This is a genomic window from Sphingomonas sp. SRS2, from assembly GCF_000971055.1.
Lineage (GTDB): Bacteria > Pseudomonadota > Alphaproteobacteria > Sphingomonadales > Sphingomonadaceae > Rhizorhabdus.
This window is the reverse complement of record NZ_LARW01000046.1, coordinates 20,902-37,989: the sequence shown is the minus strand read 5'-3', so window position 1 is coordinate 37,989 and position 17,088 is coordinate 20,902. Positions and strand designations below refer to the sequence as shown.

Genomic DNA, 17,088 nt, shown 5'->3' with positions numbered 1-17,088 from the left:
GTGATACCCACCCGTCCCAGCCCGCATGACCTGCGCGCGGTCGGCGCGACCGTCGATCTGTGCGAGCGGGCGAACAAGCCGCTGATGTTCGTCGTCAACGCCGGCACACCCAAGGCGCGGATCACGTCCGAGGCAGCGATCGCACTGTCGCAGCACGGCACCGTCGCCCGGATCACCCTCCACAATCGCACCGAATTCGCCGCGTCGATGATCGATGGCCGGACGGTAATGGAGGTCAATCCCGGCGGGCGTTCGGCGGCCGAGGTCGAGCAGCTCTGGGCCTATATATCGGACCGGCTGGAGAAGAATTTCCGGCGCACCGTGCTCGGCGCGATGGGCAACTGGTCGGGCGCCAGCTTCGGCCGCCGCGTGGCCGGGCGATAAGGGGAATGGCGATGTTCGAACCCAAGCCGATGGCTTCGCTCAGCGGGAACCTGCTCGCGCGCAAGGGCGAAGCGCTTCCCGCGATGCGCCGCAGCCATCTGCCGGCGAGCGCCGCAGCGCCGCGCGAGCAACAGGCTCGGATCGCACAAAGTTTCGCGCACCCCACGGAAGAGCTTCCGGTCGTCGAGGCAATTCTGCCGCGCAACGCCCGGGCGGCGTTCACCCTACGCCTCGACCCCGACCGTCATCTGCGGCTGCGCCTCGCCAGCGCCGTCGGCAAGCGATCGGCGCAGCAGATCGCCACCGAGGCGCTCGACGCCTTTCTGGACGGCCAGCCCGGACTCGACGCGCTGCTTGCCCAGGCGCGCAGGACGCCCCCGAACGGCGAAGGCTGAGGGCTAGTCCTTGTCTTTGTCTTTGTCCTTAAAGTTCGCGGGGGCCGACGACACCGTCTTTACCCCCGCCGGGCTGACCTCGCCTACCTCCAGCGCGCGCTGCGCGACGCCGCTGGGTCCGAAGCGGAACGCGCCGTCGACGCCGACGAAGCCATCCTCGTCGCGCAGCCGCTCGCCCGGGAAGCGATCGCCTATCTTCCAGTCGCGCGCGATGCTGACGACAAGCAGCATCGAATCATAGCCGAGGCTCGCAAGCCGGAACGGCGATCTGCCGAACTGACGGCGATAGGCGGTTGCCAGCTGGCGATAGCGCGTATCCGAAACGCTTGCGAACCAGGATCCTCCGAGCGCGGCGGCGGTCAGCGCGCCCGGCTCGGCCGCCCATAATTCCGTACCGAGGATGCGCGCCTGCGGGCTCGAGCTCTTGCGGATCAATGTCGCAGCGCTGATGGCCAGGCGGGCATTGTCAGCGATCAACACGCCTTCATAGCCCTGGTTGCGGCCCAGTTCGGCGACCGATTTCTCCAGCGCCTTGGCGTTGCGGGAATAGCTCTTCATCGCGACCAGCGTGCCGCCGGCGCCCTCTACCGACCGGATCATCGCGGTCGAGGCGTTGCGGCCGTAGACCCCGGTCGGGACCAGCGCGGCAAAGCGATGGATGCCCTTGCCGCGCGCATAGCGCACGACGCGGTCGATCGACTGGGCGGGCGAGAACCCCATCACGAACACCCCGTCGCCTGCCGCGCCGGCATCGTTCGAATAGGAAATCACCGGCACGCCCGCCTTGCGCGCCGCGGGCGCGACCGCAGCCGCATCCTCGGACAGCAGCGGCCCCAGGAACAGCCGGTTGCCATCGGCGATCGCGCGCGCCGCGGCGGCGGCGGCGCCGGGCCCCGTATCATAGGTGGTCATGCGGACGGTTTTGTTGCCGGTATCGATCAGCGCCATCGTCGCGGCATTGGCGATCGACTGACCGACCGCGCCATTGGAGCCGGTCAGCGGCACCAGCAGCGCGACGCGATGACGCGCCTGATCCTTGGGCAGTCCTTCGGTGACGGGCGCTTCGACGGGCGGAGGCGGTGCCGCCGGCCCGGGCTTCCCCTTCGGCACCATCTGGCAGCTCGCCAGCAGCGCCGACAGAGCAAGGGCCGCCCATTTCAAAAAGATATATCGCGGTTGCCTGTAAGCGGGGGCCTCTGCCATCTACTCTGCCTTATGAACCAAATTGCCGAACCCGACGCCGTCGAACCGAAGCCCGCGGAAGCGCCGCTCCCCCCCGGCCTGTATATCGTGGCCACGCCAATCGGCAACTTGGGCGATCTCTCGCCCCGCGCCGCATCGGTTCTGGCGCGCGCCGAAGTGATCGCGGTCGAGGACAGTCGCGTCACGGCCAAGCTGCTCCACCGGATCGGCGCGAAGCGGCCTATGACCCCCTATCACGACCATAATGCCGACAAGGTGCGCCCCGGGCTGATCGCGCGGATGGCGAGCCAGCCCGTCGCCCTCGTCTCCGACGCCGGCACGCCGCTGATCTCGGACCCCGGTTACAAGCTGGTCCGCGACGCGCGTGCGGCGGGGATCGCCGTCACCACCATTCCCGGACCCTGCGCGGCAGTCGCGGCGCTGACGCTGGCGGGTCTCCCAACCGATCGCTTCTTCTTCCTCGGCTTCCTGCCGTCCAAGGAAAAGGCGCGCGAGGAAGCGATCACCGAGGTGGCGACGGTGCGCGCAACGCTCATCCTCTACGAATCGGGTCCGCGCCTTGGCGCCACCCTCAAGGCGCTGGCGGAGGGACTGGGCCAGCGCGACGGCGCGGTGGTGCGGGAGATCAGCAAGACCTTCGAGGAGGCCGTGACCGCCTCCCTCGCCGACCTCGCCGCACGCTATGCGGAGGCCGGGCCCAAGGGCGAGATCGTCGTCATCGTCGGCCCGCCCGGCCCCCGCCCCGCCGCGACTGAGGAGGATGCCGACAAGTTGCTCCGCGCCGCGCTCGAACATCTGCCAGTCGGCCGCGCGGCAAGCGAAGTCGCGAAGGAAACCGGAATCAACCGCCGCGACCTCTATACGCGGGCGATGGCGATCAAGGAGGGCGATTGAACCGGCGCGCCGCCGAACGGCAGGGCCGCCAGGGCGAGCGCCTCGCCGCTTGGTGGCTGCGCCTGCATGGCTGGCGCATCGTCGGCGAACGTGTCCGCACGCGCCGCGGCGAGGTCGACCTGATCGCCCGGCGCGGCAAGACCCTCGCCTTCGTCGAGGTCAAAACGCGCGGCGACGCAGCGGCGTTGGCGCTTGCGATCGACGAGTATAGGTTGCGGCGCGTGGTGGACGCGGCCGAAGGACTGCTGGCGCGTTACGGCAAGGGCGCGGAAGAGATACGCATCGACGTAATGCTGGTCCGGCCCTGGCGCATGCCGGTGCACATGAAGAATGTGTGGCATGGGTGAATTGCTCCCTCTCCTGGCAGCAAGGGGATATTTGGGCGTCCCCATTGCCGCCATCTCCCCCACACCCTAGTTAAGCCGCCGAAACCACCGGAGTCCATCGATGCCCCTGAATGTCGCAGTCCAGATGGATCCGCTGGAGACGATCAATATCGCGGGCGACTCGACCTTCGCGGTCATGCTCGGCGCGATCGCTCGCGGGCACCGGCTGTGGCATTATCAGGCCGGCGACCTTTGTTACCGCAACGGCCGGGTCTCGGCCCCTGCCCGCCCGATCACGCGGCTGCAGCGGGTGAAGGGCGACCATTTCGAATATGGCGAGCCGGTCGTCCTCGACCTGATCGACGATATCGACGTTGTGCTGATGCGGCAGGATCCGCCGTTCGACCTCGCCTATATCACCGCGACCCACCTGCTCGAGCGCATCCAGCCCCACACGCTGGTGGTCAACGACCCCGCCTCGGTCCGCAACGCGCCTGAAAAACTGTTCGTGCTCGATTATGCCCAGTTCATGCCGCCGACGATGATCACCCGCCGGCTGGAGGATGCGCGCGCCTTCCATGCCGAACATGGCGAGGTCGTGATCAAGCCGCTCTACGGCAACGCCGGGTCGGCGGTGTTCCATGTCAGCCGCAACGACGCCAACCTCGCAGCCCTCACCGAATTGTTCGGCCAGGTCTGGCGCGAGCCGTTCATGGTCCAGGCCTTCCTTCCCGACGTGTCGAAAGGCGACAAACGCATCGTGCTGATCGACGGCAAGGTCACGGGGGCGATCAATCGCCTGCCCAAGGCCGGCGAGATACGATCGAACCTCGCCGCCGGGGGACGCGCCGACGCGACCGACCTGTCGGCGCGTGAGATCGAGATATGCGACGCACTCGGCCCCGATCTTGCTGCGCGCGGGCTATTGTTCGTCGGAATCGACGTGATCGCCGGGCATCTGACTGAAATCAACGTCACTTCGCCGACCGGCATCGTCGCGATCGACGGTTTTAACGGTACCGACACGCCGGCGCTGATATGGGAAGCGATCGAGTCGAAGTGCCGCTGAGACAGCGGGGGTAAGCGGAGCGTTTTGAATGACCGATTGGGTGCAGGAGATGATCGCTCAAGGCGGTTATCTCGGGGTCTTCCTGCTGATGTTTGCGGAGACCGTCTTTCCGCCGATTCCGTCCGAAGTGATCATGTCGATGGCCGGGCTCCAGGCCGCCAAGGGCACGATGCACCTGTTCCCCGCGATCCTGCTCGGTAGTGCCGGCGCGATGCTCGGCAATATCGTCTGGTATATCGCCGCGCGCTGGCTGGGCCTCGCACGGCTCAAGCCGCTGGTCGACCGCTATGGCCGCTGGCTGACGATGGACTGGGCCGAGGTCAATCGCGGTGAACGCTGGTTCATGCGCCACGGCTATCTGTTCGTATGCCTCGGCCGGATGCTGCCGACGGTTCGCTCGCTGATCTCGATCCCCGCCGGGCTGATGCGGATGCGGTTCCTGCCCTTCCTTATCTGGTCCTCGGTCGGCACGATCGGCTGGTCGGCGATGCTTGCGATCGGTGGCTGGATTCTCGGCACCCGCTTCGCCGAAATGGAAGCGTGGCTCGGACTCGCGTCGACTTTGCTGCTGATCGCAATGGGTAGTTGGTATCTGTGGCGCGTGATGACGTGGAAGCCGAGCCGGTAGTAGGATAAGGCCTCGCCCCGTCCGTGTCCGGTGGTCGGATGGCCGGCCGTCCGGCCCGTCAGACGTCGGGAGCCGACGCGCGGACGACCAGTTCAGGCTGCATGATCACCGGCGGGCAGAGATCGCCGCCAAGCCGACGGAAAAGGCTCTCGACCAGATGCGCGGCGCCTTGCCTCAGGTGCTGCCGCACCGTGGTCAGCGCCGGCGCGGTTTGTGCGGCGAGCGCGATGTCGTCATAGCCTACCACGGCGACATCCCCCGGCACACTTAGCCCGCGGTCCTCGATCGCCCGGATCGCCGCGATGGCGATGACGTCGGACGCCGCGATGATACCGTCCGGCGCGGGATTTGCGGCGAGATGGTCGGCGATCAACGCATAGGCGCCCTCTGGCGTCAGCGGTGCTGGTATCACCCCGGCAGGACGGACCCCGGCTTCACGATGCGCGGCCTTGAATCCCTCGTAGCGGGCGCTGATCTCGGGAACGTCGGCATGCCCCACGAACAGGATGCCCCGCCGCCCGCCGCCGAGCAGATGCCGGGTTGCGATCGCACCGCCGGCGACATTGTCGGTGCCGACCGAGCAATAGCCCTGCGCTTCGGCATGTTCGCCCCAAACCACGATCGGCTGATACCGCGCCGCCACCCGCTTGAGCGCGGCCTGCTGGTTCGACTGGCCGATGACGATCACCCCATCGACCCGGCCGGAATTGACCAGGGCGTCGAGCCAGTCGTCGTCGGTCGGGACGACTCGGGTCAGCATCAGGTCATAGCCGCGCGCGGTCACCCGGTCGGCGATCTGCCCCAGCATGGTTATGAAGAAGGGATCGGACACCAGCTGGCCAAACTCATGGCCGAGCGGGAAGATGATCCCGATCGCGTTGGTCCGCCGCAGCCGCAGGTTGCGCGCCATCTGGTTGAGCTGGAAACCATGTTCGCGCGCGAGATCGTTGATGCGTATGCGCGTCTCGGCGCTGATCATCTTACTGCCCGCCAGCGCGCGCGACACGGTCGACGCCGAGACGCCCGCAAGGCGGGCGATATCGGAGATGCTGCTGACCGCGCCGTTCTTGCTACCGGACATGGCGCATGCCTCCCTGACACCGGCCAAAGCCGGTCGGCGCTGCGATATCAGTCATTCAGAAGGCCCGTTCCAGCCTATCAAGCAGGCTGAGCGCGGGGCTCACGCCCGACCCGCTTTCCGGAACCTCGATCTCGAGCCGGCGCACGCGGGCATAAATATCCTGGCTAGCGTCGATCAGCGCGATAGCGGGCGCCGGCAGTCCCTCGATCGAGGCGGCATCCGTTGGCGCCGCCTCGCCGAGACGCCGCGCAGATGCGGCGGCCTCACCGCCTTCCATCTGGCCCAGTTCGATCGCGCGCTCGGTCAACAGCCAGGCAAGCACATGCATTAGCCGGGTAGTGATCTTGAGCGATTCGCAGCTCAGCGTGACGCGGGCGACCGGATCGAGTGCTTCGCGATCTTCGCGGCCCTGATGGTCGAAATAGGCGCGCGCCTCGTCGGCGAGCAACATCGCCTCGGTATACAGGCCATTGACCAGCCTTCCGCGCAGCCGAATCTCTCTTGGGCCATCATCCATATCCTCTAGATGACATAGCCGACGCCGAGCAGAAATCGAAAAATGGGTTAATCCCGCTATGGTTACCTAGCCGTAACCAATCAAGTCAGCCGCCGGATTCGAGCGTGTCGGCGAACGCGGACAACTGACCGATCATCGCCTGCAGATCGGCAAGCTGCTGCTGGAGCGCCTGGGCGCGAGTCCGGCAGCGCTGTGCCGCCACTGCCCGCTGAGTCGTCCTGTCGTCATTCAGATCGTAGAGATCGAGCATCTCCCCGATCTCGTCGAGGCTGAACCCGACGCTCTTGCCGCGCAATATCCACACGACCCGCGCGCGATCGCGCCGCGAATAAATGCGCGTCGATCCGTCGCGCGTCGGGGCGATCAGCCCCTCCTCCTCATAGAAACGCAGCGTCCGTGGGCTGACCCCGAACTCGTGGGCCAGTTGAGAGATGCTGAAAGTCTGCGCCTGCGAAGGCTGCAAGGGATAGGCAGTTATACAATTCATGCTCGCCACCAACACGCCACATGGCTCGCGGGACGGCACTGAGTCGCCCCCGAACCCATCGCGATTGGAGACTAGCTGCAATCGATTGACAATAGGATCGATAGTCTAATGCCGGCTGTCTTCGTTCGGGACGGCGTCAGTCTCGCTTCAGCCCGGCTGTGGCGGCGTCGATGCGACGATAGAAGCAACTCGGTTCGCCGGTATGGCACGCTGGCCCGGCTGGCTCGCAGCGCAGCCAGACGGCATCCTGATCGCAATCGATCCGGGCTTCGACCACGCGCATCACATGCCCGCTCGTCTCACCCTTCTTCCACAGGCGCCCGCGCGACCGCGAGAAGAAGGTCGCCTCGCCGCTCGCCAGCGTCGCCGCCAGCGCCTCCGCATTCATATGGGCGACCATCAGGACATCGCCCGAACGGTGTTCGGTGACGACTGCGGTGATCAACCCGGCGGCATCATAGCGCGGATCGAGCATATTGCCCTGTTCGCGGTCATCAGAGAGGTTCTGGCTCATGTTTCCAGCGATGCGCGAAAGCCGGCTTTCAGGCAAGTATGTGGATAAAAACTGCTGCAATGCAAAATTCGTGTGACAGTGGGGCGACAAACCGGAGCGGGCCCCCTATATGCGGCGTCATCAGCCACCGCGATGGGATTCGCGATGCTCACCACGCATCCGTTCGACGACGACAAGCTGCGCGAAGAGTGCGGCATATTCGGGATTTGGGGCGCCGAGACCGCCGCTGCGATGGTGGCGCTTGGCCTCCACGCATTGCAGCATCGCGGGCAGGAAGCCGCCGGCATTACCAGCTGGGACGGCCACGCCTTCCACACCCATCGCGCGATGGGCCATGTCGCGGGCAACTTCGACAAGGACGAAGTAATCCGTGGACTGCCCGGCAACGTGGCCTGCGGCCACGTCCGCTATTCGACGACCGGCGAGACCGCGCTGCGCAACGTCCAGCCCCTGTTCGCCGAGCTGTCGTCGGGCGGCTTCGCGATCGCGCATAACGGCAACATCTCCAACGCGATGAAGCTCAAGCGCGAGCTGGTGCGTTCGGGATCCATCTTCCAGTCGACCAGCGATACCGAGACGATCATCCATCTCGTCGCCATGTCGAAATACCGGACCCTGCTCGATCGCTTCATCGATGCGCTCAAGCAGGTCGAGGGCGCCTATTCGCTGATCTGCATGACGCCCGAGGGCATGATCGCCTGTCGCGATCCATTGGGCATCCGCCCGCTCGTCCTGGGCCGTATCGGCGACGCCTATATCTTCGCATCGGAGACGGTCGCGCTCGACGTGGTCGGCGCAACCTTCATCCGTCAGGTCGATCCGGGCGAGATCGTGATCGTGTCCGAAAGTGGCCTGCGGTCGATTCGCCCCTTCGCCGATCTGCGCGCCCGGCCGTGCATCTTCGAGCATGTCTATTTCTCGCGGCCCGATTCGATCGTCGACGGGTCGTCGGTCTACAATGTCCGCAAGGCGATCGGCGCGCAGCTGGCGATCGAAAGCGGGGTCGAAGCCGACCTCGTCATCCCGGTCCCCGATTCGGGCACCCCCGCCGCGATCGGCTATGCGCAGGAGTCGGGCATACCGTTCGAGCTCGGGATCATCCGCTCGCATTATGTCGGCCGCACCTTCATCCAGCCCGGCGATCAGGTCCGCCACCTTGGCGTCAAGCTGAAGCACAACGCCAACCGCGCGCTGATCGACGGCAAGAAGATCGTGCTGATCGACGATTCGATCGTGCGCGGCACCACGAGCGTGAAGATTTTGCAGATGCTCCGTGATGCCGGCGCACGCGAAGTTCACCTCCGGATTGCCAGTCCGCCGACCCGGCACAGCTGCTTCTATGGCGTCGACACGCCCGAGCGCGCCAAGCTCCTCGCCGCCCAGATGAACGTCGCCGAGATGGCGTCCTATATCGGCGCCGACAGCCTGGCGTTCGTGTCGATCAACGGGCTCTACAAGGCGCTGGGCGAGGATGTCCGCGACGATCGCGCGCCAAGCTATTGCGATGCCTGCTTCACCGGCGACTATCCGACCCACCTCACCGATCAGGAAGACCTGATCCCGACCGACCAGCTTGCCCTACATGGCGAGCGCGTCGTCGCCTGACGCCAGCAAAAGAGCAAGTCCATGGCTACCCCATTTTCCGGAAAGCTGGCGCTCGTTACCGGCGCATCGCGCGGCATCGGCGCAGCCACTGCCGAGGCGCTGGGCAAGGCCGGCGCGCATGTCATCCTGACCGCACGCACGGTAGGTGGGCTCGAAGAGGTCGAGGAGCGGATCCATGCAGCGGGCGGCAGCGCAACCATCGCCCCGCTCGATCTCGCCGAAAATGACAGCATCGCGCGACTTGCCGAGGCGATCGGCGGCCGATGGGATGCGCTCGACATCATGGTGCTCAATGCCGCGACGCTCGGCACATTGGCGCCCGTGACCGCGATCGACGCAAAAGAATTTGCCAAGCTACTGACCCTGAATGTCATGGCACAACAACAGCTTATCGCCGCTTTCAATCCTTTGCTGCGAACGTCGGCCGATGCGCGGGTAATTGGCGTGACCAGTTCGGTCGGCGCCACCTCGCGGCCTTATTGGGGCGCCTATGGCGCATCCAAGGCGGCGCTGGACAACCTCCTCCTCGCTTATGGGGCCGAGGTGGCCAATGTCAGCAATATCAAGGTTGCGATCGTCGATCCGGCTGCCACCGCTACCAAGATGCGTGCGCAGGCCTTCCCCGGCGAGGATGCCGCGACGTTGAAGGGCCCTGAGGTCGTGGCCGCAGCCATCGTGAAGCTCATCGCTGACGGATATCAGGGCGGCACCCGGATCAGGGTCGAGAGCTGAGCCCGGTCTCGCAGGGGTGATGCTGAGCTTGTTTCAGCATCCACCCGCAAGCGAAAATGCCCGAGATCCTGGGTGGATCCCAAAACAAGTTCGGATTGACGCTCGACCCTACGCTTTGACCAGCGTCACTTGCGCGACGTCGATGCCGCCGCCGTCGAAGCCGCCTTCACAATACATCAGGTAAAAACGCCACAGCTTGATGAAGGCGTCGTCGAAACCCTTCGGCAGCCGCTCGGCGGCCACTGCCTGATCGAAGCTCGCGCGCCAGCGCCGCAATGTTTCCGCATAATGCGGGCCGAAGCGCTGAACATTCTCCCATCGCAGGCCAGCCTTTTCCGCCGCCGCACGGAAACGGCTTTCGGAGATGAGCATCCCGCCGGGGAAGATATAGGTCTGGATGAAATCGGCGTCGGTGCGGTAGCTTTCGAAGATCGCATCGTCGACCTCGATATATTGGATCGCCGCCCGGCCGCCGGGCTTCAGCGCCCGGGCGATCGCCTCCATATAGGCGGGCCAATATTTCTCGCCGACCGCCTCGACCATTTCGACGCTTGCGACCGCATCGAACTTGCCGGGGACATCGCGGTAGTCGCAGATAGCGAAGCCCGCCTTATCCGACAGTCCGGCCTTGGCGAGCCTTTCATCCGCCCAGGCCTTTTGCTCGACCGACAGGGTGATCCCGGTGACGTTGGCGCCGTAGTCCTGCGCAGCGACCTCGGCGAGCCCGCCCCACCCGCAGCCGATCTCCAGCAGCTTCGATCCCGGCTTCAGATCGAGCCGGTCGAGCAGCGCGGTGATCTTGCGGTGCTGCGCGCCTTCCAGCGGTTCGGCGGCGTTGATCGGCGTCTCGAACAGCGCCGACGAATAGCTCATCGTCCGGTCGAGCCACAGTTCGTAGAAATCGTTGCCGAGATCATAGTGGAAGGCGATGTTGCGCCGGGCATTGGCGCGGCTATTGCGGCGAAAGGCGTGCCAGATCAGGTTGAAGACGCGCAGCGGCCCCTGTGCCCGGCCCAGTTCGCCGAGCGGATGGCGGTTGCGCATGAACAGGTCGAAGATAGGCACCAGATCGGGGCTGGTCCATTCGCCATCGGCCCAGCTGCGATACCACCCCACCGATCCGGTCGTGACCAGCCTGACCAGCGGCCGCCAGTTCTTGAGCTCTACGACCGCCACCGGGCCGGGCTTGCGCCCGCCGAGCACGCGATAGGTCCCGTCGGGCAAGGTCGCCTCGATCGCGCCTTCCTCCAGGCCGCGGTCGATCGTGTCGAGCAAGCGCTGGAAACCCGGCGAGAGAAGGCGCGCGAGCCAGCTCGCCCCTGTGGCGAAGCGGCGATCGGCACGAAGAAGGTGTTGTCCACGCACAGGCGGCTGGGCGTTCATCTGATCGTGTCGTCCTGTTCCCAAGTCGGCCTGACCTATGCCGCATTATCGGGGAATACGGTAGCGAAAGGCGCTTTGTTGCACTCGCGGCGAACAATTTTGTCAGTGCCTCGACGCAGCCAATGCGCGCTCCCGCGCCTCGCGATGGCCGATTACCGGCAACGGATAGTCGGAGGGCGATAACCCCGCCTCGTGCGGATCATGAATTGCATCGCCTTCGATAGCGGCAAGTTCGGGTATCCAGTCGCGGATATAACCGCCCGCATCGAATTTGGGCGACTGGACCAGCGGCGCCATGATCCGCCCGAAGGGGTTGGAATCGATCCCCGCCCCCGCCACCCACTGCCAGTTGACGGCGTTGCTGCCATAATCGGCATCGACCAGCGTATCCCAGAACCAGCGTTCGCCACGCCGCCAGTCGATCAGCAGGTGCTTGATCAGGAAAGAGGCGGCGATCATCCGCACGCGATTGTGCATGAAACCGGTCGTCCAGAGCTCGCGCATCCCGGCATCGACGATCGGATAGCCGGTTCGGCCGCGCGTCCAGGCGCGGAAATCGCGATCGGCGGCCGCGCCGGTGCGCCATTTGAAATGATCGAAGCTGTCCCGGCCATTCGCGTCGCCATAATCGGGCAGGATGTCGACGACATTGGCCGCGAAGTCCCGCCATCCGAGTTGCCGCAGCCATGGCTCCGCGCCGGCCCGCGCCTCCCGCGAGGCGCGGTACCACAGCGTCGCGGGCGATATTTCTCCAAAATGGAGATGCGGCGAAAGTCGTGAGGTGCCCACCACCGAAGGCCGATCGCGGTCATGGCCGTAATTGCCGATCACCGGGAGGAAGTCACCGAGAGCATCTCGTGCGCCCTGCTCGCCGGGCGTCCAGATATCGAACCCCGTCGCCCAATCCGGACGGGACGGGCGCAAATTCCAATCGTCGAGCGTGTCGCCGTCGATCCGGGCATGCGGCGCGGCAATCGCTTCCGGCATGGCCGATGGCCGTCCGGGCGGCATCTGACCCTTCAGGGCACGCCAATAGGGCGTGAATATCCGATAGCGGCCATGTGCGCCCGTCAGCACTCCGCCTGGCGGCGCGAGCCGGCCGCCATCATAAAGGCGCAGGTCCAGATCGCCGGCCATCGCCTGTTCCGCTGTCTGCCACCAGGGTTCGTAGTGGCGCACCGCATGCACCCGCGACGCGCCCACCGCGCCGGCGACGCGTTTGATCTCGGTGAGCGAATCGCCGCGTCTCAGGACAAGGCGGCCGCCCTTCCCCGCTAGCGCATCGCCGAGCGCATCGAGACTATGATGAAGCCACCAGCGCTGGGCCGCGCCGATCGCCCAATGGCCGGGCGCTTCGTCATCCAGCACATAGACCCCAACCCAGGGGCCGTCCGCCGTAGCCGCCGCGACCGCGGCCTGATCGGCAAGCCGCAAATCCTGGCGGAACCAGACGATCGACGGTGCGGTCAACGCGTGGGTTCGGCGGGCTTCGAGCTTTGCGGCTTCGCCGGATTGGCGAGATTCTGGAGCAAGGCGAGGCGATCGGGGTCAGGCAGCGCCCGCAACAGGGTCAGCAACCGCTCATTCTGCCGGGTCCGCAATTCGCTCTGCAATGCCTCCTCGCGGCGGAGCAGGGGTTCGATCGTGTCGACGTCGATCGAAGTGCCGCTGACCAGTTTTAGCTTCTCCGCGCGGATGGCGGTCATCTCGGCCTGGATCTGCCCGACGCGCGGGTCGGGCACGCTCATGATGCGCTGGGCAATCGCGCGGCCTTCGGCCGACAGCGTGATTCTCCGCACCCCGGGCGCCAGCGGAATTGGCGCGGCCGGTTTCGGCTTCGACGCCGCAGCAGCAGGCTTGGGTGCGGGGCTCGGCGCCGCGACGGCGGCGCTGGACAGCGCGAGGGCAAGGACCGCGACATTTACTCCGCGCATCATGGAATCACCTTTAATTGCCGAGCCCCATCAGGCTCAGCACTTCCTTACGACTCCGCTCGTCGTCACGGAAGACGCCCATCATGCGGCTCGTCGTCATTCCGACACCGGGCGTGCGGACGCCGCGCGCCGTCATGCAGGCATGGGTAGCCTGGATAACCACCGCGACGCCTAATGGCTCGAGGTGCGTCCAGATGCAGTCGGCAATCTCAGCGGTCAGCCTCTCCTGAATCTGGAGCCGCCGCGCGAAACCATGAAGCACCCGTGCGAGCTTCGAGATGCCTACCACACGGTGGTTGGGCAGATAGGCGATATGCGCATGGCCGATGATCGGCGCCATATGATGCTCGCAATGCGACTGAAACGGAATGTCCTTGAGCAGGACGATCTCGTCATAACCGCCGACCTCCTCAAAGGTTCGGCTCAGGTGAAGCGCCGGGTCTTCGCCATAGCCCAGGCAATATTCCTTCCAGGCGCGGCCGACTCGCGCCGGGGTGTCGAGCAGCCCCTCGCGATCGGGATCGTCACCCGACCAGCGGATCAGCGTACGAATCGCGTCCTGCACGTCTTCGGGAACGGCGATCTTGCCGGCGGGCGTGCCGTGGACCGCATCGTCATCGTCATCCAAAATCGCCATCCCTCAACCTGTCCTGACTTCAGTTCGCCTGCATAACAGCCCGACTAACGCATGGCCGCCGAGAATGTAACAGCATTTGGATGCCGGTGCGTCCCGGCGCAAGGCGACGCCGCCGCCGTTCCCACGGCGCTGAAAAGCCTGTACCGGGGCCCTCTGCCTTTTGGGGATTGCCATGAGCGACGACGACTATGTCTATGACGAACTGACTGGCGAATGGATCAGCGCGTCCGATGCGCCTGCTCCCGGGACGGACGGTATCGAAGTCCGGGATTCGGTCGGTAATCTGCTGGCGGATGGCGACAGCGTGACGCTGATCAAGGATCTCAAGGTTAAGGGCGCCAATCAGACCCTCAAGCGGGGCACCCTGATCAAGTCGATCCGCCTGACCGGTGACGATCAGGAGATCGATTGCCGTTACGAGGGAATCAAGGGACTGGTGTTGCGCGCCGAGTTCGTGCGCAAGCGCTAGCTCAGGCGGCTGCCGCGCCGGATTCCACGCTTTCATGCTCCTCGGCCAGCGCCTGTACGAGCGGCTGGAGGTTACGATCGTAGCGCGCGAGTACATCCGGAGCACCGACCTGGGCATGGTGGGTCACGAAGAACTCCCCGGTCCACAGGTGGAGCGCCACCCCGGGTGCTTCGGCGACGATCATCGGCCGTTCGTCGGGAGTGGTCGGGTCCATCGGCGCCATTTCCAATGCGACCTGCGGTGCGGTCGAGGGCGCGACCGAAAGCATGCGGCCATGCCATTGGGTTGTGATCGAGCGGTGGATATGCCCCGTGATCATCATGACTTTGGCGCGATCCCCGATCGCCTTGTCGAGCATCACGACCCAGGGTTCGGTCGGATGCGCCGTCATCCACGGTATGCCGGTCTCGATCGGCGGATGGTGGAGGACGAGCAGCACCGGCTTGCCGGGAACTTCGGCGAGACGCGCCTTCAGCCAGCCCGCACGGCGGGGACAGAACGCGCCGCCATGATGGCCGGGATCGAGCGTATCGAGAACGATGATCCGCACTTCGGGCTCATCGATGACATATTGGACGAAGCCGTCATCGATGGGCAGATCGGGAAAAACATGCTTCATGACAGTACGATCGTCATGATTGCCCACGCAGAGGTGGACCGGGAAAGCGCAGTCGGCGATCAGACTCTTGAGCCGGCGATAGCTGGCGGCATCGCCATGATCGGTCAGGTCGCCGGTGAGGAACAGCCGGTCGGGCTGGACCGCAAGCCCCTTCACATAGTCGATCGCGGAGGCGACGCGGCGGAAGTTGAGCTCATCGGGATTGTCGAGATCAAAGCCGATGTGCAGGTCGGTCAATTGCGCGATCAGCATGGCATGGCCCCTAAACTCCACCGGCCTGACAACCGGCTCAACTCCCAACGTCCACGCACCTCATCATGTGCCATCGCCGCTTGCTGTGATCTCTTACACAGCGAATGTAAAAAGGCGGTAAACTGAAGGTTAAGCGCCGCCCCCCGCCTCCTTCAGCGCTCTCTCACGAATGCGCTCCTGCGTCTTGCCGCGCGACCGATTGTCACGGACCATCAACGGCGCGAACGCCGTCATGTGATAGTCGTGGCACATCGCGCAGGACGACGGCACTTCCTTCTTCGCATCCTGCCCGCCGTGACATTCCTGACATTTGGCGAGCTTGGGCAGGCTGACGTCCGACGCAAAGGCCGACTGCTTGACCGAATGGCAGCTGACGCAGGTCTCGGTGTCGTGCGCGGCATGGTCGAACCAGCCTTTCGCCATATAGCGGCGCGTCAGCGCCACCGGCTTGACGGCGAAGGGCGTCGTCGCATTGCCAGTCGCCCGGACGATATGGCAATCGAAACACGCCCCGCCCTTGGAGAAGACGGCGCGGATCGCCTGGTCGGCATTGCCGATGTGCATCGCGCTGGTCTGGGCGAAGTTGATCCGCTGTCCCGAGGTCGCGAAATCGCCGGGGCGACGCCGTTCCATACCCTGGAAGGCTGCGGTGCGCGGTGCGCCGGCGCGATAGAAGGCGCGGATATCGGCAATCACCTGCGCGGGCTCGCCATGACGCAGCGTCCGGACAGTGCCGCCAACCTGATCGAAGGCGAGCGAATGGCAGGCGCCACAGGCCGGCTCCATCTTCACCGCGACGAAGCTGTTCCCGGTGGTGTCGCGGGTATGGCAGTTCGCACAGTCGAGCGGAGCGCCATAGCCTTCGCCCTTACCCAGCGTCTTCGCCATCTGCGCAACGCCATTGGTGGTCGACAGGTGGAGATCGTGCGGGAACTTCAGGCCGTTGTCTTCCTTGGGGTTCGCATCGAGCGAAACCCGGCGGAACGTCGGCAGGCCATTGCCGCCGGCAAGGCGGATCGTCGGCGCGAATTGCGGATGATTCTCGCCGAAGTCGGCGGTGTCCTTAAGCGCGGTCTCGATCCGCTTGCTCATGTCCTCGTGGCACGTGGTGCAGAAGCGCTCGTCGGTGACGGGCATCGCGGTCGTGCCCTGATGCTCGGTGTGGCATTCGACGCAGCGGCCCGGCTGGATGCCGAACAGCCCGCCGACCAGCTGCTTCGTGCCGCCGACGAGGCCGAGCGAGCCGCGCGCGTCGGCGAGCTTCGTCGGGTCGGCGTGGTCGTGGACCTTGGTGTGGCAGGTAGCGCAGGCGGTATCCCGGACCGCTTCGCCGCCGTTGACGTGACAGGCCTGGCAATTGTTCTCGAGGCTCTTGTGAACCTGCGACAGCTTGCCCGATGTCCACATCTCGTCGGCGTGGAAGGCGATCTTGCGGCTCTCGTCGGTCGGCTGCGTATAGATCGAGACCAGGGGCCAGATCAGGAAAACGGCCAAAACGAGCAACGCCAGCGCCCAGGCAAGCGGGCGCTTGCCCGGAAGCGTTCCGGCGAGCGAGAAGACCCGCGCCTCCTCCTTGTCCTCCGAGGCGTTGGAAATCGCGCCGACCCGCTGGACGGTGATGACGACCTTACCCTTGTCGTCCCCTTCCCCGGGCTCGAATGCCAGGGAATGGCTGCCGATGCGGACGTCGGCGCCTTTGGAAGCGCTGAAGCGCTCATGCTCGGACTGTTTGCCGTCGATTACGAACGGCATACCGGCGGTCGCGACGACCTCGACAGAACCGCCCGGTGCGGCGCGGACCACGGCATGGTTGAGCGCCACGGCGAGATCGGGAAGATGGATATCGCTCGACGGGCTGCGGCCGATACTCAGTTCGGCCTGATCGAAGGTCTTCGGGCGAACGATATCCCGCCCGTCGGCGGTGCGCGCTACCGTGCGAACAATGAAGCTCATTTGCGC

At 65.3% G+C, this 17,088-nt stretch carries 19 protein-coding genes and 1 pseudogene; 9 read left to right on the top strand and 11 right to left on the bottom strand.

Features of this window, described 5'->3' with window-relative positions:
- Together WP12_RS02285 and WP12_RS02280 are read left to right on the top strand one after the other, a co-directional pair.
- Positions 1-384, top strand: a pseudogene (locus tag WP12_RS02285) (ParA family protein); the annotation flags it as partial.
- Positions 385-395: 11 nt separating this feature from the next.
- The gene (locus WP12_RS02280) at positions 396-779 is read left to right on the top strand and encodes a hypothetical protein (protein WP_084690925.1); all 384 of its coding nucleotides are present in this window, start codon (positions 396-398) and stop codon (positions 777-779) included.
- A 3-nt stretch (positions 780-782) separates the two neighbouring features.
- On the opposite strand, the gene WP12_RS02275 is transcribed toward WP12_RS02280, so the two are convergent.
- A complete protein-coding gene (locus WP12_RS02275) occupies positions 783-1,982 on the bottom strand; it encodes a penicillin-binding protein activator (protein WP_046192152.1) in 1,200 nt (399 codons plus the stop codon).
- Between the two features lie 12 nt (positions 1,983-1,994).
- Between WP12_RS02275 and rsmI the strand changes: the two genes are divergently transcribed.
- The 4 genes from rsmI to WP12_RS02255 all read left to right on the top strand — a co-directional run bounded on the left by rsmI (position 1,995) and on the right by WP12_RS02255 (position 4,899).
- Positions 1,995-2,876, top strand: a complete 882-nt coding sequence (gene rsmI, locus WP12_RS02270; protein ID WP_046192151.1) for a 16S rRNA (cytidine(1402)-2'-O)-methyltransferase — start codon at positions 1,995-1,997, stop codon at positions 2,874-2,876.
- Positions 2,873-3,223 carry a YraN family protein gene (locus WP12_RS02265; RefSeq protein ID WP_046192150.1) on the top strand — a complete coding sequence of 117 codons (351 nt, stop codon included), beginning with the start codon at positions 2,873-2,875 and terminating at the stop codon, positions 3,221-3,223. Before rsmI ends, WP12_RS02265 begins: the two co-directional genes overlap by 4 nt.
- Before the next feature lie 100 nt (positions 3,224-3,323).
- On the top strand, positions 3,324-4,271 hold the full coding sequence (gene gshB / locus WP12_RS02260; RefSeq protein ID WP_046192149.1) for a glutathione synthase: 948 nt from the start codon (positions 3,324-3,326) through the stop codon (positions 4,269-4,271).
- A gap of 28 nt (positions 4,272-4,299) precedes the next feature.
- The gene (locus WP12_RS02255; RefSeq protein WP_046192148.1) at positions 4,300-4,899 is read left to right on the top strand and encodes a DedA family protein; all 600 of its coding nucleotides are present in this window, start codon (positions 4,300-4,302) and stop codon (positions 4,897-4,899) included.
- Positions 4,900-4,957: 58 nt separating this feature from the next.
- On the opposite strand, the gene WP12_RS02250 is transcribed toward WP12_RS02255, so the two are convergent.
- From WP12_RS02250 to hisI, 4 genes are all read right to left on the bottom strand, one after another.
- A complete protein-coding gene (locus WP12_RS02250) occupies positions 4,958-5,980 on the bottom strand; it encodes a LacI family DNA-binding transcriptional regulator (protein ID WP_046192147.1) in 1,023 nt (340 codons plus the stop codon).
- A gap of 55 nt (positions 5,981-6,035) precedes the next feature.
- Positions 6,036-6,497 carry a DUF1465 family protein gene (locus WP12_RS02245; RefSeq protein ID WP_046192146.1) on the bottom strand — a complete coding sequence of 154 codons (462 nt, stop codon included), beginning with the start codon at positions 6,495-6,497 and terminating at the stop codon, positions 6,036-6,038.
- An 85-nt stretch (positions 6,498-6,582) separates the two neighbouring features.
- Positions 6,583-6,984: a MerR family transcriptional regulator gene (locus WP12_RS02240; RefSeq protein WP_046192145.1), complete on the bottom strand. Its 402-nt coding sequence runs from the start codon at positions 6,982-6,984 to the stop codon at positions 6,583-6,585.
- Between the two features lie 136 nt (positions 6,985-7,120).
- Positions 7,121-7,498 carry a phosphoribosyl-AMP cyclohydrolase gene (gene hisI / locus WP12_RS02235; RefSeq protein WP_046192144.1) on the bottom strand — a complete coding sequence of 126 codons (378 nt, stop codon included), beginning with the start codon at positions 7,496-7,498 and terminating at the stop codon, positions 7,121-7,123.
- Positions 7,499-7,642: 144 nt separating this feature from the next.
- On the opposite strand from hisI, the gene purF reads away from it, so the two are divergent.
- Complete coding sequence (gene purF, locus WP12_RS02230) at positions 7,643-9,103, top strand: amidophosphoribosyltransferase (RefSeq protein WP_046192157.1); 1,461 nt, start codon at positions 7,643-7,645, stop codon at positions 9,101-9,103.
- Between the two features lie 21 nt (positions 9,104-9,124).
- Entirely contained in the window at positions 9,125-9,835 is a 711-nt protein-coding gene (locus tag WP12_RS02225; RefSeq protein WP_046192143.1) for an SDR family NAD(P)-dependent oxidoreductase, read from the top strand.
- Between the two features lie 108 nt (positions 9,836-9,943).
- Here the strand turns inward: WP12_RS02225 and WP12_RS02220 are convergent, their stop codons facing one another.
- From WP12_RS02220 to folE, 4 genes are all read right to left on the bottom strand, one after another.
- Positions 9,944-11,218 (bottom strand): SAM-dependent methyltransferase, encoded by a 1,275-nt coding sequence (locus tag WP12_RS02220; RefSeq protein WP_046192142.1) that lies wholly within the window; start codon positions 11,216-11,218, stop codon positions 9,944-9,946.
- A gap of 102 nt (positions 11,219-11,320) precedes the next feature.
- On the bottom strand, positions 11,321-12,688 hold the full coding sequence (locus WP12_RS02215) for a cryptochrome/photolyase family protein (RefSeq protein WP_046192141.1): 1,368 nt from the start codon (positions 12,686-12,688) through the stop codon (positions 11,321-11,323).
- Positions 12,685-13,155, bottom strand: a complete 471-nt coding sequence (locus WP12_RS02210) for a hypothetical protein (protein WP_046192140.1) — start codon at positions 13,153-13,155, stop codon at positions 12,685-12,687. The genes WP12_RS02215 and WP12_RS02210 overlap by 4 nt, the downstream gene beginning before the upstream one ends.
- 10 nt (positions 13,156-13,165) lie before the next feature.
- Positions 13,166-13,789: a GTP cyclohydrolase I FolE gene (gene folE / locus WP12_RS02205; RefSeq protein WP_046192139.1), complete on the bottom strand. Its 624-nt coding sequence runs from the start codon at positions 13,787-13,789 to the stop codon at positions 13,166-13,168.
- A gap of 172 nt (positions 13,790-13,961) precedes the next feature.
- On the opposite strand from folE, the gene WP12_RS02200 reads away from it, so the two are divergent.
- A complete protein-coding gene (locus WP12_RS02200) occupies positions 13,962-14,258 on the top strand; it encodes a zinc ribbon domain-containing protein YjdM (protein WP_046192138.1) in 297 nt (98 codons plus the stop codon).
- Between the two features lies 1 nt (position 14,259).
- Here WP12_RS02200 and WP12_RS02195 read toward each other — a convergent pair whose 3' ends face one another.
- Positions 14,260-15,129, bottom strand: coding sequence for a phosphodiesterase (locus WP12_RS02195; protein ID WP_046192137.1), 870 nt, complete (start codon positions 15,127-15,129; stop codon positions 14,260-14,262).
- A 129-nt stretch (positions 15,130-15,258) separates the two neighbouring features.
- Positions 15,259-17,082, bottom strand: coding sequence for a cytochrome c3 family protein (locus WP12_RS02190; RefSeq protein ID WP_046192136.1), 1,824 nt, complete (start codon positions 17,080-17,082; stop codon positions 15,259-15,261).
- Positions 17,083-17,088: the final 6 nt, after the last annotated feature.